Here is a 15,084-nt window from a genome sequence, read left to right as displayed (position 1 = left end):
TGGTTGATCAGTCCGTGCAGACCTATAACACAAGACGGCCACATCTGGCCCTCAAATACAAAACGCCCGATGCGGTGCACCGGGCGTTTCGATAGAAGTAGGTGTAAACCTATTTCAGGACTAGACAGAGCCCGATCGCTTTCCTGGGGCTTTGGCCCCCTTAACGCTGTCTCTTCAACCCGGTTGTCACCATAATTCGGGTGGAGATTTCCTCCACGGAATAGGCCGTGGTGTTGAGGTACGGGATCCGTTCTCGCCGGTACATCAACTCGATCTCCTCAATCTCATGCATGCACTGCTTGATGGAGGAGTAGCGAGAGTTAGGCCGGCGCTCGTTCCGGATGGTCGCAAGGCGCTCCGGATCGATGGTCAGGCCGAAAATTTTCTCTTTGTGAGGTTTGAGGGCTTTGGGTATCTGTTGGTCCGCCAGATCTTCTTCCGTAATCGGATAGTTCGCCGCTTTTACGCCGTATTGCAGCGCCAGATAGAGGCAGGTGGGCGTTTTTCCGCTTCGGGAGGCACCCACCAGGATCAGATCGGCTTCATCGTAATGCCGTGTGCGCGCGCCATCGTCGTTATCCAACGCAAAGTTGACCGCATTGATCCTGCGCTCATAACTCCCTTCGTTATTGATGGAATGGGACTTACCCACGGTATAAGAAGACGAAGACTGCAGCTCTTGCTCCAGGGGTTTGAGAAAGGTCCCGAAAATATCCACCATGAAGCCTTCGGCGGTGGCGATGATTTCCCGGATATCGCTGTTTACAATGGTGTCGAACACCAGCGGGCGTGCGCCATCTGTCTCGGCCGCCTTGTTGATCCGTTTGACCATTTCCCGGGCTTTTTCTTCGTCCGCAATATAGGGAACGGTGACCCGTTCAAATTCGATCTTTTCGAACTGGGCCAGAAGACTGTGCCCCAGTGCTTCGGCTGTCAGGCCGGTGCCATCAGAAATGAAAAAAGCAGTGCGTTTCATGCTGTATCGTCCGGTTCCTTGGTTCCTTTATTCCTGGCCTGGTGGCCTAGGTAATTTCCGCAGGTTACAGTATCATACACGCCAAGTTCGAGACTCCGCAGTGGATATTGTCTGCTTTTACTGCTTGATACCGCTGGCCCGATTTTGCTCTTAGCTTTACAGACTCAAGGGAGACATGCTTTGGAAGATTACATTATCTGGTTTGATCACCTGGGAATGTCCGATGTCGATCGGGTAGGCGGGAAGAACGCCTCACTCGGCGAAATGATCAGTAATCTCGCCAACGCAGGTGTTACCGTTCCGGGTGGCTTCGCCACCACAGCGCACGCCTATCGTGAATTCCTGGCTACCGACGGCCTGAAAGGCCGGATCGACGAGGCTCTGGATGCCCTGGACATCAACGATGTCAACGAACTCGCCCGGGTTGGGGCGAAGATTCGCCAGTGGATTATTGAGACGCCATTTCCGGACGTTCTGGAAAATGCGCTGAAAGAGTCCTTTGCAGCGCTGCAGGATGGTAACGAGCATATGGCCGTTGCTGTTCGATCCTCCGCAACGGCGGAAGATCTGCCGGACGCCTCATTCGCTGGCCAGCAGGAAACCTTCCTGAACGTGGTGGGCCTCGAGCAGGTACGCACCTCTGTAAAGGAAGTGTTTGCGTCGCTGTTCAATGACCGCGCTATTTCATACCGCGTGCACCATGGTTTTGACCACAAGATGGTCGCGCTCTCAGCTGGCATCCAGAAGATGGTGCGTAGCGAAACGGCGGCCAGTGGCGTGATGTTCACGCTGGATACCGAGTCCGGTTTCCGGGACGTAGTATTTGTTACTGCCTCTTACGGTCTGGGTGAGACCGTCGTTCAGGGTGCTGTAAACCCTGATGAATTCTACGTACACAAGCCTACTCTGGAAGCCAATCGTCCAGCCGTCCTGCGGCGCAATCTGGGCAGCAAGGCCATCAAAATGGTCTATCACACCAAGCCAGGTGAAGGCGAGTTCGTGGAAACGGTCAAGGTTGAGCAGGAAGACCGCAACCGCTTCTGCATCACCGACGCCGAGGTGGAAGACCTGGCCCGCCAGGCCATGATTATCGAGAAGCACTACCAGCGCCCCATGGATATTGAATGGGCGAAGGATGGTGATGACGGCAAGATCTATATCGTTCAGGCCCGCCCTGAAACCGTTAAAAGCCGCGCATCCGCTAATGTCATGGAGCGGTACCTGCTGAATGAAACCGGTAAAGTACTGGTCGAAGGCAGGAGTATCGGCCACAAGATTGGTAGCGGCCCGGTGAAGATCATCACCAGTATCAAGGAAATGGACCGTGTTCAGGCCGGCGATGTGCTGGTAACGGATATGACCGATCCGGACTGGGAGCCAGTGATGAAACGGGCTTCCGCTATTGTTACCGATCGTGGTGGCCGTACCTGCCACGCTGCAATCATTGCCCGCGAGTTGGGCATTCCGGCCGTGGTTGGTTGCGGCGATGCCACCGAGTTGCTGACCGACGGCCAGCAAGTGACCGTGTCTTGCGCCGAGGGTGATACCGGTATGATCTATGAGGGTGCCCTGGACTTCGAGCTACGGGAGAACACCGTGGACTCGATGCCCAACATCCCGTTCAAGATCATGATGAACGTGGGCAACCCTGACCGCGCCTTCGATTTTCAGGCGCTGCCCAACGAGGGCGTGGGGCTGGCGCGGCTGGAGTTCATCATCAACCGGATGATCGGTGTTCACCCCAAGGCACTGCTGAACTTTGACGGGCTGCCCCGTGATATCAAGCAGACCGTCGAAAAGCGCATCTCCGGCTACAGTTCCCCGGTGGATTTTTACGTCGACAAGCTGGTGGAGGGCATCTCTACACTGGCGGCTGCGTTCGCGCCCAAAAAGGTGATTGTGCGGTTATCGGATTTCAAATCAAACGAGTACGCCAACCTGATCGGCGGCACCCTGTACGAGCCGGACGAAGAGAACCCGATGCTCGGTTTCCGGGGCGCCTCCCGCTACATCTCTGACACGTTCCGAGACTGCTTCGAGCTGGAATGCCGCGCCCTGAAAAAAGTACGTAATGAAATGGGCCTGACCAATGTGGAAGTCATGGTCCCGTTTGTGCGCACTGTGGGTGAGGCGGAACAGGTAGTGAATCTGCTGGCGGAGAACGGACTCAAGCGTGGTGACAACGGTCTGCGGGTGATCATGATGTGCGAGCTGCCGGCCAATGCGCTATTGGCGGAGCAGTTCCTGGAGCACTTTGACGGTTTCTCCATCGGCTCCAACGATCTGACCCAGCTGACGCTGGGGCTGGACCGGGACTCTGGCATCATCGCTCACCTCTTCGATGAGCGTAACGACGCGGTCAAGGCTCTACTGTCCAATGCCATCCAGGCCTGCAAGAAGGCCGGCAAGTACATCGGGATCTGCGGGCAGGGCCCATCGGATCACCCGGATCTTGCCAAGTGGCTGATGGATCAGGGCATTGATACGGTGTCACTGAACCCGGATTCGGTGCTTGATACCTGGTTCTTCCTGGCCGACGAAAAAATCGACTGAGTTCAATTCCAGGATAAGGAGAGCAACAACGTGACGACGATAATTACCCCGGACCTGTGTGACGAGTTTCCGGAAGTGATGGTTGTGGAGCCTGGCTTCAATAACTATGGCGGCAACAAGGCCTTTGGCGGTGAGATTGTGACCGTGAAGTGCTTTGAAGATAATTCCGTGGTGAAAGAGCAGGTTGGCCAACCGGGAAATGGTCGTGTGATGGTCGTGGACGGTGGTGCCTCGAAGCGTCACGCGCTGCTGGGTGACATGCTGGCAGAGAAGGCGGCAAACAATGGCTGGGCCGGGCTTATCATCTATGGCTGCGTGCGTGACGTGGATGAGATTGGCAATACCGCCCTGGGTGTCCAGGCCCTGGGTACCCACCCCAGAAAGAGTGAGAAGCGTGGCCTTGGTGACCTGAACGTTTCGGTCACCTTTCACGGTGTTACCTTCCACCCCGGGCATTATGTGTATGCCGATAACAACGGCATCATCGTCTCGGAGAAGCCTCTGGTTTGAGGCTTTCATCGACACAGATAAAAACGGCGGCCATTGGCCGCCGTTTTTCGTTCAGCGAGTCACTTCGCTGATGTTTGTTCCCAGCAGGAATCCGTCTCCTTCTGGTTCGCAGCGAATAACCTCGCAAACGGTCTCCAGTGGCGGGAATTGATCACTGCTGGAGTGAAGAACCGTGAGAAGTTCCTCGCCAACGTCTACTGGCTGCTCAACGTAAAGTTGCATGCCGGTCGCGCTCAGATCACGGCAAACCCCCTTAAAGTGGTTGCCCTTGCTGTCGCTGATTTCAATTTCCGAGTTCACCTGCATACGGTGAAAATCGCGTTTTTCCGAATAATCCTTCATGGCATCAGGCCCAGTTGTCGGTTTTTCTTGTCGGTTTGAGCATCGGAATTAACAAGGCCAGCAACACGCCACCGAGAACCAGGCCGGCGCCCAGTAACATGAAATCGTATTCCTTGCTGGCTTCAAGGCGTTCGTTCTCGGCCGTGAGTACTTCAAGGTCGTTGCGAAGCTTCTGGTTTTCTTCACGAAGTTCACGATTACGACGTTCCAGGTTGATGGAGTCGGCTGCGATACTCTTGATCCGCTGTAGTTCCTCCTGGAGCTCTTGTGACCGGTCTGAGAGGGAAGATTCCGAGCTTTCCAGGGTGTCCCGCTCGCTGACAACGTTGGACAACTGCTCTTTTACCCTGGCCAGCTCCGCGCGGGTCTCTTCCAGTTGGCGGTTGGCTGTCCGGAGCCGGTCTGCGGCAATGGGTGTCTCGCTCAGGTACTGGCTGGAAACCCAGCCTTCGTTGCCCTTAGGGGTCCGAACCAGGGTATACCCGGAATCGGACGCCTCGATCACTTCCAGCGGGGTTCCACTCGGAACCGCGTTTTCGATGATCCGGAACTGGGAACCCGCGCCGGACCTCACCGGAAGGTACAACTGGTCGTCTACCCAGACAGTTTTGGCCTGGGCAACGGCAATGGACGACACTGCGAACAATACACTGATGGCGAGACGAAAAAGCGTCACTGGTTAGGTTCCCTGAAATTTTCCGGTTGAAATCTGAGCGTGATTAAAAGCGCAATTTTGTCACAGATGCCCCGCCGTGCAAGCGAGCCATCATTACAATAAACTCATGCAGCCCTGGGCCTTTGGTTACGGCAGAACAGCCTTGAAAGGCTTTACCACAACGTTCTGGTAAACGCCTGCATCAACGTAGGGATCGGCATCCGCCCAGGCTTGTGCTGCTTCAAGAGAGTCGAATTCCGCGATCACCAGGCTGCCGGTGAAGCCGGCATCGCCAGGCTCCGGTGTATCAAGTGCCGGGTGAGGGCCGGCAACAAGCAACCGGCCTTCGGCTTTCAAAGCCTGCAGCCGCTCGATATGAGCAGGGCGGGCGGACTGGCGCAACGGCAGGCTGTTCTCGACGTCTTCACTGATAATCGCGTAATACATTCAGCTCTCCGCAATGACTTTCTTTAACAGGCTATTTGGGCAGATAATCAGCGGTCGTGTCGCGCAAGGGTTGGCTGATACACTGTATAACCATGGCATGCCGCCAGTTATCTGATGATTCAGGATATTTTGTGACTATACCGCAAGACCCGCATTTGTGCATTGATCTGCATTGCCACAGCACGGCTTCTGATGGCGCGCTACCACCGGCGGCGCTAGTTGAGCGTGCTGCCGATCGGGGCGTTACCCATCTTTCCCTGACTGACCACGACACCATCGCGGGACTTGCCGAAGCAAAAACGGCTGCGCAGGCGCGGGGTATAGTGCTGATTCCGGGGGTTGAGCTCTCCTGTCTCTGGAAAAGCCGCACCATTCACATCGTCGGCCTCGATTTTGATCCTGAGGTAGCCGGTTTCCGGCAGGCCCTGAAGCAGCAGAACGACAATCGCTGGGCTCGTGCGCGAATGATCGCTGAGCGCCTGGGTAAGCTTGGTGTTGATGATCTTCTGGGCAGGGCCTCCGAGGCTGCCGGCGGTGATGTCCCGGGACGCCCGCACTTTGCCCAGGTTCTGACAGAGGCTGGTGTGGTCCGTAATGCTGCCCAGGCCTTCAAGCGACATCTGGGCAACGGTAAGGCTGGTGATGTGAAGGCTTTTTGGCCGGAGCTTCCAGAGGTCGTTCGCTGGATCACCGAGGCGGGAGGCGTTGCGGTTCTTGCCCATCCCCGAAAATATCAGCTTACGGCAACCAAGCTCCGGGAGCTGACAGCGGATTTCCGAAGGGCAGGGGGGCAAGCAATTGAGGTGTCTACCTCAGGGCAGTCCAGCGGCGATCTGGGCTTTCTGGCAGAGCTATGCCGGAAAGAGCAGTTGTTGGCGTCCCAGGGGAGTGATTTTCATTTTCCCGGCGCTCCCTGGTGTGAACTTGGCCGTATCATGAAAATGCCAGACGGGCTTGAGCCAGTCTGGCATTCATTCAAACAACCTGTTCGGAGCCCTGCGCTGGCTTAATCCGGCGCGTGGAACAGCAGGTACAGATCCGTCAGTGAGTCCGGAATGGCATCGGCCATCTGCCGGGACAACTTGTCACTGTTGCGAACCTTCTGAAAGTCCTCGTCATCGAAAAGTCCCGACAGGGTCAGCATAGGCACCATCAGATCGGCGGTTTCTTCCTCGCTGGCCGCTTCGAGCCACTGCTCTTCGTGCTCAAGGAACGTGTCCACGAACCCGGCACACCAGTTTTCGAGGGCATTCATCGGGTCACCGTCCTCTGGCTCCGGCAATTCCAGGGCCTGCCCCATATCCAGGGAATGGGCCATGTCATTTGCCAACTGGGTGGAGCAGCGGCTGAACACCTCGGGAATCCCGGTGTCGGGAACCTGATCGGCGCCCGTGGCGAGGCGGAAGATTTCTTCCGCGCTCAGTTCAGCCGGGCCGACGACGCTGGCACAGACCACCCCGTGGAAACCGAAGAAATCCAAGGCATCATCGCCCCAGGGCTCGGCAAAGAGGATGTCTTCCAGCGCTTCAATGTCGGAGTTCGATAGCATCAGTTAGTTACTCCCAGCCTTTTTGGCCTCTTCCGCAGCCTTCTGGCGCTTACGGACTTCTCTTGGATCATTGTAGGCGCGGCCCGGCGTGACTGGAGCGTCAACAACCGGAGCTTCGGCAGGCGTGTCCTGCATCGCCGTTTCGGGAGCTGAAGGCTTCTCGACCTTCTCCGGCTCAGCCTCTTCAGACTCTGCCTTTTCAGGCTCGATCTTATCAGTCTCGGCCTTGGCAGGTGTCGGCTGCTTCGGTTCAGGTTGGGCCTTCGGAGCCGGGCTTTCGGTTGTTGCCTTCTTCTCCGCTGGCTTTTCAGCCTTCTCAGGTTCTGCCACCGCCTCAGGTTTGGCCTTCGGCGCGGGCGTCTCTTTTGATTCCGTTGGCTGCTCTTTGGCCTTGGGCGCTTGTTCGCCTTCAGGCACTGCCTTGGCTTCCGACTCTGGCTTGGCGGCTGTTTCTTTCTTCGGAGCCTGGTCGGTCACCGGTTTTTGCTCATCAGCAACGGCGCTGCTTCTGGCAGACGCTTTGTCCGTGGCTGGTTTTTGAGCCTTTGCGGCAACTTTTTCGCCCTTATTCTCAGACTTCTGCCGAGGTTCGGAGCTCTTTTCGGCCTTGACCGGATCGGCTTTTTCAGGCTTCTCAGGCGTCGTTTTATCATCTTCAGGCTTTTCAGCTGGTTTTTCAGCTGGCTGGTCGACGACTTTTTCAGCCTCTTCCGGCTGAGCCTTGGGCTTGCTGTCTGAAGCCGCCTTGTCTGCAGATGCCTGCTCAGGCTTCTGCTCCTTTTCAGGCTCTTGCTGGACTGCCGCTGTTTTCGGCGCTTCCTTGGCAGCGGGTGCTGCCTCGGTCCGGGTTTCAGCTTTCTCGGACTTTTCGGGCGCCACCGCCTTACTCGCGGTTTCCTGCGTTTGCTCGGCCTTTACTTCCACCTTGGCGTCGTCACGACCTTTTTCCGGCTGGGTATCCTTCTGGTGCTTCTCGCTGCGGGCGGCTTTGCGATCCGCCGGTGACGAAGCCGGAGTTTCAGAGGGGGAGCCGTCACGATTGCGCTGGCGACGTGGCTTGCGACGCTTTTCGTCAGTGCCGGACTTGTCAGCAGGACCGGATTTGGCTGCATTATCCTGCGGGATCTGATCCTTCTGATCCTTCGGATCCTTCTGATCGCGGCTGTCTTTCTGGTCCCGCTGGGGTCTGTTGCGGCCACGACCCTGGTTGTCGCGACGGTTGTCACGGCGGTTGTCAGAGCCTTTATTGTCTCCGCTCTTGCCGTCGCCGCTCTTGTTGTCAGCGGCTTTACTGTCTGAAGCTTGGCGATTCTGATTGCCGCGGCCCTGATCGTCACTGCGGTTACGTCCGCGTCCGCGGTTGTCATCGCCCCGGTTCTGCTGGCCGCCCTGGCGACGGTCATTACCACTGCGGTTGCCGCCGGAACGCTGGTCGTCGCCGCGGGCTACCCGGGATTTGCGACGATCCTGACGGCCCTGGTTTCGGAGATCCTCGCGCTGGCTTTTACCCTCGTCGCGATTTTGCGTCTTTTGCTCTTCCTCGCCACTGAAGAAAGCGGCGATCTTCCGGCCGAGCTGGCGGAACAGGCCTTCTTCCTGCACGGCCACTTCGGCCGCTTCGGCGGCCTTCGGTTCTGCCGGAGTGGGCACGGGGGCGCTGGGTCGGATGGCCTTCACAGCGGCCTGCTCGCGAACCGGCTTCTCAGGGGCCGGGGCCTCAAAGATTTCCTCTTCACGCTCGCTGTATTCCTGTGCCACCTGGTGGCTGGAGATATGCTCGGGCGTGGTTTCATCCTGACGCATGCGGATGATTTCGAAGTGGGGTGTTTCCATGTGCGGAACTGGAACCACTACTACGCTCACTTCCTGCCGTGCTTCAATGTCGGCCAACTGCTTGCGCTTCTCGTTGAGCAGGAAAGTGGCAACAGAAACAGGCACGACGGCTCGCACTTCGCCAGTCTTGTCTTTCGAGGACTCCTCGTAGATCAGGCGCATGATGCTCAGGGCGAGGGATTCGATGCCGCGAATCGTGCCCTGGCCTTCACATCGGGGACAGACTTCGCTGCGGGTCTCCCCTAGGGAGGGGCGCAAGCGCTGTCGGGACATCTCCAGCAGGCCAAATCGGGAGATCTTGCCTACCTGAACCCGGGCCCGGTCGATTTCCAGGGCCTCGCGCATCTTCTGCTCTACTTCCCGCTGGTGCTTGGCCGGCGTCATGTCGATGAAGTCGATGACAATCAGGCCGCCCATGTCACGCAGGCGTAACTGGCGTGCAATTTCCTCGGCCGCTTCCAGATTGGTCTGGAGAGCGGTTTCCTCGATATCCTGGCCTTTGGTGGCCCGGGAGGAGTTGATGTCGATGGAAACCAGAGCCTCAGTCGGGTCAATCACGATGGAGCCGCCGGAGGGCAGTTTCACTTCCCGCTGGAATGCTGTCTCGATCTGGCCTTCAATCTGATAGCGGCTGAACAGGGGAATTTCATCCTTGTACAGCTTGATCTTGTTTTCGAAGGTGGGCATGACCGCACGAACGAAATTCAGAACGTCTTCATAGACGCTATTGGCGTCAATCAGGACTTCGCCAATGTCCTGGCGAAGGTAGTCGCGAACCGCGCGAATGATAACGTTGCTTTCCTGATGAATCAGGAAGGGGGCCTTTCGCTCGCCAGCGGCCTGAGTGATGGCTTCCCAGAACTGCACCAGATAATCCAGATCCCACTGCAGTTCTTCGGTACTACGGCCTATACCGGCGGTGCGAACGATGATGCCCATGGATTTCGGCACCTGAACATCGTTCATGGCTTCTTTTAGCTGCGCCCGCTCATCGCCCTCAATTCGGCGGGAAATGCCGCCGGCACGGGGGTTGTTGGGCATCAGTACCAGATAGCGCCCTGCCAGGGAAATAAAGGTGGTGAGGGCTGCGCCCTTGTTGCCACGCTCTTCCTTGTCGACCTGAACGATAACTTCCTGGCCTTCGGACACGACGTCCTTTATGTTGATCTTGCCTTCAATCTGGCCAGGAGACTTCTTGAAGTACTCCTTGGAGATTTCCTTCAGCGGCAGAAAGCCATGGCGCTCGGCGCCGAAATCCACAAAGGCAGCCTCAAGGCTGGGCTCAACGCGGGTAATGCGGCCTTTGTAGATGTTGGCTTTTTTCTGCTCGCGGGAGCTGGATTCGATATCAAGATCAAACAGACGCTGGCCGTCAACCAGTGCGACGCGCAACTCTTCAGGATGAGTTGCATTGATAAGCATTCTTTTCATGGAAAGAAAGAGTTCCTGTCGTTTAATTTGACAGAAAACCGGAGGGGTTCGCATCAGCGAAGCAGGATGTGCGTGCCGCGGGCCCTGTTACATCAAGGGCGGGCCGGCGGCCAGACGAATCAGACCCTTCCGGGGTTTGATCCTTTCGGTCTGAGACCAACGCCGACGATCCGGCTGCCTGAAAGCAGGGAGAGGTCGTGTAAGGTTCGTGTCTGTTGACGCATGTTATCCGTTTTCAGGTTCACTCAGGTGCCTGGGTCTCACGTCGTATTCGTATGCTGGACGGCCCGGCCCTGGGTGGCAGTGATTCTTCGCGATGTCGCCCGCGGTTTTCCGCGCGGTTTTTCTTTCTCCCGGGTACAGGATGCAGCCTTTTGAAGATCTGTCCTGGTCCTCCGGGAGCATTTCTCTCGCCGTTCCCGGTAGTGATTGGGTGCACGGCGTTCAAACTCTCGAATAGTGTCGGTATACTTCTGCCGCTCCGGCTTCTGACTTGAGTTGGTCAGGCCGTAGACAAACGGCAAAGCACGCCGGAATATAACAGTATTCATGCAGCCGTTCAATCCTGCAGCCATTCCATCATCCAAGGAACTTCATGTCCCGAAAGTCTGCCAGCAAAAAGCCAGCCCGATCCAGGCCCGAAAGGCCAGTTAAGACGAGTAAGGCAAGCAGCGGAAGCGCGGTTGTCCGTGGAGAAGTTCGCCAGGGTGTGCAGTGGGTCACTGTGGATGAGGATAACGATGGCCAGCGGGTGGATAATTTCCTTCTTGCCCAGCTCCGGGGCGTGCCCAAGAGTATTATTTATCGGGTGATCCGGAAGGGCGAGGTGCGGATTAACAAGGGGCGGGTGAAGCCGGATACACGTGTGAATGCCGGGGATCAGGTGCGCATACCGCCTGTAACCCGCAAGGAAAAGCCCGAGCAGGTGGCCCCTGGTTCCAGAGTCCAGGGGGTGATGGAGTCGGCCATTGTCTTCGAGAACGACCAGATGCTGGTGGTCAACAAGCCCTCAGGTATCGCGGTTCACGGGGGCAGTGGGCTGAGTTTCGGCTTAATCGAGGTGCTTCGTTCGGCTCGACCATCGGCAAAGTTTCTGGAGCTTGTTCACCGTCTGGATCGCGATACATCGGGCCTGGTCATGGTGGCCAAGAAACGATCGGCATTGCGTTATCTGCAGGATGAGCTGCGCCAGAAACGTATCCGCAAGCACTATCATGCGCTGGTTGCCGGTGACTGGTCGGCGGGTGTCGACCGTGTTGATGTACCTCTGCTGCGCTATGAGATGCCCAATGGTGAGCGCAGAGTAAAGGTTGATGACGCAGGTAAGGCGTCCCTGACCACGTTCCGCTGTCTGGAGCGTTATGCCGGATACAGTCTTGTGGAGGCGTCGCCGATCACCGGGCGGACGCACCAGATCCGGGTGCACAGTGCCTGGGCCGGTCATCCGATTGCGGGTGATGACAAGTATATGGATGATGTCAGCCTCAAAGCGTTCCGGTCTATTGGTGGGCAGCGGCTGATGCTGCATGCCTGGGCACTGGAGTTTACCTTGCCGGTCTCCGGTGAGGCCATGCGCCTGGAGGCGCCCTACGACGATGCATTTAACGACGTACTCAGAAAGCTTTCTGGACGTCTCAAAGGATCCGATCAATGAACGTCAGAGTGGTTATTTTTGACTGGGACGGGACCCTGGTGGACTCGGTTGAGCACATTGCTGAGAGTCTGCATCAGGCTGCAACCGAGCTGGGCTACCCCGCCCTGGAGCGTGAGGCCTATCGGGATATTATCGGTCTTGGCATGGTCGAGGCGCTTGAGAAGCTTTATCCGGGCATCAGTCGGGAAGAGATGAATGGTATCCGGGATGGTTACGCTCGCTATTTCTTCAGCAAGGTCACAACGCCCCAGAACGTGTTTGAGGGGATGGCTGATGTGGTTTCGGATCTGCGTGGATCTGGGCGCAGCTGTTCCGTTGCCACTGGTAAGAGTCGGCGCGGGCTGGATTTTGCCCTGGTCTCCAGTGGTCTTGGTGACCACTTCGAAATTACCCGATGCGCAGATGAGACCCGCTCGAAGCCCGATCCAGCGATGCTTGAAGAGATTCTTCGTTTCTATCGCATCGAGCCGGAGGATGCTGTGATGATTGGCGATACCCGCTACGACCTGGAAATGGCGCAGCGTATTGGCATGCCTTCCATCGGGGTAGAGTGGGGTGTGCATAAGCGGGACGTGCTCGGTGATTATTCCCCGCACGCCATCGTTGATTCCGTGCCTGATCTTCGACGGGTGCTGGGGTTGTAAACAGACCGAATTCATTGAAGTTGCTGACAGGATGTGTGCATGAGTGACTGGGAATCTGACAAATCTGCCGATTGGGGTGACAAGCCGGCGGAGCCGGAAAAGGAGAGTAAGCCGTTTTTCGGACGCAAGGCTCCGAAACTTCCGCCCGAATCCGGGCGTGACTGGAAACTTATCGAAAAGCTGGTTATGTCGTTGCAGGCTGAGCAGCGCAGAAGTCGACGCTGGGGTATCTTTTTCAAGTTCCTGACGTTTGGCTACCTGATTGCTTTGCTGTTCATGTTCAAGTTGCCGCTGGGTGACTCTCTTGAAAGTGCGTCAGGAAAGCATACTGCTCTGGTGGAGATAAATGGACCGATTGCTGCGGATGAGCTCGCTAGTGCGGACAATATTGTTGGTTCACTCAGAACAGCCTTCGAAGAACCAAACTCGGTGGCGGTGATTCTGCGGATCAACAGTCCGGGTGGCAGTCCGGTCCAGTCGGGCTATGTCTACGACGAGATCAAGCGCTTGCGTGAGGAGTATCCGGAGAAAAAGGTATATGCCGTTATCTCAGATATTGGCGCCTCCGGAGCCTATTACATTGCTGCGGCGGCGGATGAAATCTATGCCAACCGTGCCAGTCTTGTCGGCTCTATTGGTGTTGTCGCCGGTGGTTTCGGGTTTACTGAGGTTATGGACAAGATTGGAGTCGATCGTCGTCTCTACACCGCTGGTGAGAATAAAGCGTTCCTGGATCCATTCTCTCCGGAGCAAGAGGAAGAGGTGGTGTTCTGGCAGAGCGTGCTGGAAAGCACGCACCAGCAGTTTATCGAAGCGGTCAAGCGGGGGCGCGGTGATCGCCTCGCGGATGACGAGCGCCTGTTTAGCGGGTTGGTCTGGAGTGGCGAACAGGCCGTTGAGCTGGGGCTGGCCGATGGGCTTGGCAGTGCATCACACGTGGCCCGGCAGATCATCGGGCAGGAAGAGCTGGTGGACTACAGCCGTCGCAAGTCGCCGTTCCAGGATATTGTTGATCAGCTTGGTGTCTCTTTTGGCGAGGGTTTTGCCAGTCAGCTCGTGGAGTCCCGCCTCGAACTTCGTTAGGTCTTAATGGGGTCAGGCCGGTTTTCCATTAAAGGATTCCGGCCCCATCGCCGCAGCATGTCGTTCAGGGCAATCAGGGGTAGTCCCACCAGGCTGTTCGGGTCTCGGCCTTCCAGGGCATCGAACAGTGTGATACCAAGGCCTTCCATCTTGAAGCTGCCGGCGCAGTCGTAGGGCTTCTCGCGGAGCAGGTAGGCTTCTATCTCCTCGTTATTCAGTTCCCGGAACCGGACGTTGTAGGGCTCACAAAGGCTTTCAAATTTCCCGGAATCGGCGTCAAGCAGCGCCAGGCCGGTAAGAAATAGCACCCTGTGACCGCTGCTCTGGCGAAGCTGGTTTGTTGCCTGCTCATGATTGCCGGGCTTGCTCAGTACTGAGCCATCCGGGAGGCAGGCCACCTGGTCGGAGCCGATGATCCAGTGGCCGGGGAAGCGATCTACCAGTGCCCGGGCCTTGTTCTCGGCCAGTCGCGTGGCCAGCGACTCTCCGGATTCTCCTGGTTCTGGCGATTCGTCGATGTCGGGGCTGGCGCAGGTGAAGGGTAGGCCCAGCCGGTCGAGTAGAGCCTTTCTGTAAGGTGATGAAGATGCCAGTAAAAGCGGTTTTCGGGTCATGGGTAGTATCCTGTGAGTGCCTGGCCAGCATATCTGGTGTGCCGTTATCGTAAATTACACCTATCTGCACGGAAACCCTTGTGAAAAAGCAACGAAGTCTTTGACAGCAGCGGGCTGCGCCCCTAAAATTGCGCGCCTATGTCAAACGCGTCCAACGCCGAGTTGCCCAAATCTGTTGATCCTTACCGGTTAGCGGAACAGAACAGCACACTGGAGGGAGAGATTCCCATCAGCGGGCTTGGCCGTTTTCGAGAAGCGGTTTTCGGGTTCTCGGAAGATGCGGCGTGCCGGGTGAAGCTGTCTTTCTTTATGGATGGCGAGCGGCGTCGCGTTGTTTCGGGTGAGCTGGCCGCTCCAGTGGATCTGGAGTGTCAGCGGTGCATGGGCGCCATGAGCGTTACTCTGGTCTCCGAATTCAAGCTGGGGCTGGTCACCAGTGACGAGCAGGCGCAACAGCTACCGAAAGAGCTCGAGCCGTTTCTGACCAATGATTTCACAGCGGATCTCTGGTCAATGGTGGAAGACGAGCTTTTGTTGGTGTTGCCACCGTTCCCGCTTCACGAACGGGACGAGTGTCCGGCCCGGGAAGATCTGGAAGCTTACGAGCCTGACGGCTCCGGGGCAGAGCCGGTAAGAAAGTCGGGCGAGAATCCGTTCAGTGTCCTGGCGGATCTCAAGAAGACAAAGCATTAACCGGGCGCGGGTGTCCCTCGGGAAGCCGGCGCACATTTAACGAACAGACGTTACTTATTCAGCAAGACAAAGTTTACGTTAACAGGTCAGGAGCATAATC

The 15,084-nt window shown here is 56.9% G+C and carries 15 protein-coding genes; 8 read left to right on the top strand and 7 right to left on the bottom strand.

What is annotated here, in order from left to right; genetic code table 11:
* The coding region (locus tag FMN52_RS04200) for an integrase core domain-containing protein (protein WP_148606714.1) at nt 1-95 on the top strand (95 nt) is incomplete at its 5' end.
* A gap of 65 nt (nt 96-160) precedes the next feature.
* Here FMN52_RS04200 and FMN52_RS04195 read toward each other — a convergent pair.
* Nucleotides 161-976, bottom strand: a complete 816-nt coding sequence (locus FMN52_RS04195; protein WP_148607438.1) for a pyruvate, water dikinase regulatory protein — start codon at nt 974-976, stop codon at nt 161-163.
* A gap of 180 nt (nt 977-1,156) precedes the next feature.
* Between FMN52_RS04195 and ppsA the strand changes: the two genes are divergently transcribed.
* Together ppsA and rraA are read left to right on the top strand one after the other, a co-directional pair.
* Complete coding sequence (gene ppsA, locus FMN52_RS04190) at nt 1,157-3,529, top strand: phosphoenolpyruvate synthase (protein ID WP_148607437.1); 2,373 nt, start codon at nt 1,157-1,159, stop codon at nt 3,527-3,529.
* Nucleotides 3,530-3,559: 30 nt separating this feature from the next.
* On the top strand, nt 3,560-4,039 hold the full coding sequence (rraA, locus tag FMN52_RS04185) for a ribonuclease E activity regulator RraA (protein WP_148607436.1): 480 nt from the start codon (nt 3,560-3,562) through the stop codon (nt 4,037-4,039).
* Nucleotides 4,040-4,090: 51 nt separating this feature from the next.
* On the opposite strand, the gene FMN52_RS04180 is transcribed toward rraA, so the two are convergent.
* The 3 genes from FMN52_RS04180 to FMN52_RS04170 form a co-directional block, all read right to left on the bottom strand.
* Nucleotides 4,091-4,381, bottom strand: a complete 291-nt coding sequence (locus FMN52_RS04180; protein WP_148607435.1) for a PilZ domain-containing protein — start codon at nt 4,379-4,381, stop codon at nt 4,091-4,093.
* Nucleotides 4,382-4,385: 4 nt separating this feature from the next.
* Nucleotides 4,386-5,057: a TIGR04211 family SH3 domain-containing protein gene (locus FMN52_RS04175; protein WP_148607434.1), complete on the bottom strand. Its 672-nt coding sequence runs from the start codon at nt 5,055-5,057 to the stop codon at nt 4,386-4,388.
* A gap of 126 nt (nt 5,058-5,183) precedes the next feature.
* Complete coding sequence (locus tag FMN52_RS04170) at nt 5,184-5,483, bottom strand: YciI family protein (RefSeq protein WP_064228877.1); 300 nt, start codon at nt 5,481-5,483, stop codon at nt 5,184-5,186.
* A 131-nt stretch (nt 5,484-5,614) separates the two neighbouring features.
* On the opposite strand from FMN52_RS04170, the gene FMN52_RS04165 reads away from it, so the two are divergent.
* A complete protein-coding gene (locus tag FMN52_RS04165) occupies nt 5,615-6,493 on the top strand; it encodes a PHP domain-containing protein (protein ID WP_148607433.1) in 879 nt (292 codons plus the stop codon).
* Here FMN52_RS04165 and FMN52_RS04160 read toward each other — a convergent pair.
* A complete protein-coding gene (locus FMN52_RS04160; RefSeq protein ID WP_148607432.1) occupies nt 6,490-7,032 on the bottom strand; it encodes a YecA family protein in 543 nt (180 codons plus the stop codon). The genes FMN52_RS04165 and FMN52_RS04160 overlap by 4 nt on opposite strands.
* Before the next feature lie 3 nt (nt 7,033-7,035).
* A complete protein-coding gene (gene rne / locus FMN52_RS04155; RefSeq protein WP_148607431.1) occupies nt 7,036-10,296 on the bottom strand; it encodes a ribonuclease E in 3,261 nt (1,086 codons plus the stop codon).
* 595 nt (nt 10,297-10,891) lie between these two features.
* Here rne and rluC point away from each other — a divergent pair.
* The 3 genes from rluC to FMN52_RS04140 are packed head-to-tail and all read left to right on the top strand — an operon-like array spanning nt 10,892 to nt 13,677.
* Complete coding sequence (gene rluC / locus FMN52_RS04150) at nt 10,892-11,950, top strand: 23S rRNA pseudouridine(955/2504/2580) synthase RluC (RefSeq protein WP_148607430.1); 1,059 nt, start codon at nt 10,892-10,894, stop codon at nt 11,948-11,950.
* A complete protein-coding gene (locus tag FMN52_RS04145) occupies nt 11,947-12,594 on the top strand; it encodes an HAD-IA family hydrolase (RefSeq protein ID WP_148607429.1) in 648 nt (215 codons plus the stop codon). Before rluC ends, FMN52_RS04145 begins: the two co-directional genes overlap by 4 nt.
* 39 nt (nt 12,595-12,633) lie before the next feature.
* Nucleotides 12,634-13,677: a S49 family peptidase gene (locus FMN52_RS04140; RefSeq protein ID WP_148607428.1), complete on the top strand. Its 1,044-nt coding sequence runs from the start codon at nt 12,634-12,636 to the stop codon at nt 13,675-13,677.
* Here the strand turns inward: FMN52_RS04140 and FMN52_RS04135 are convergent.
* Nucleotides 13,674-14,291: a Maf family nucleotide pyrophosphatase gene (locus tag FMN52_RS04135; RefSeq protein WP_148607427.1), complete on the bottom strand. Its 618-nt coding sequence runs from the start codon at nt 14,289-14,291 to the stop codon at nt 13,674-13,676. The genes FMN52_RS04140 and FMN52_RS04135 overlap by 4 nt on opposite strands.
* A 138-nt stretch (nt 14,292-14,429) precedes the next feature.
* On the opposite strand from FMN52_RS04135, the gene FMN52_RS04130 reads away from it, so the two are divergent.
* The gene (locus FMN52_RS04130; RefSeq protein WP_148607426.1) at nt 14,430-14,984 is read left to right on the top strand and encodes a YceD family protein; all 555 of its coding nucleotides are present in this window, start codon (nt 14,430-14,432) and stop codon (nt 14,982-14,984) included.
* The last annotated feature ends 100 nt before the right edge of the window (nt 14,985-15,084 follow it).

This window comes from Marinobacter sp. BW6, assembly GCF_008107725.1.
Classification (GTDB): Bacteria; Pseudomonadota; Gammaproteobacteria; order Pseudomonadales; family Oleiphilaceae; genus Marinobacter.
Note: the sequence above shows the minus strand (reverse complement) of the source record. Positions and strands in the feature narration are given on the sequence as shown.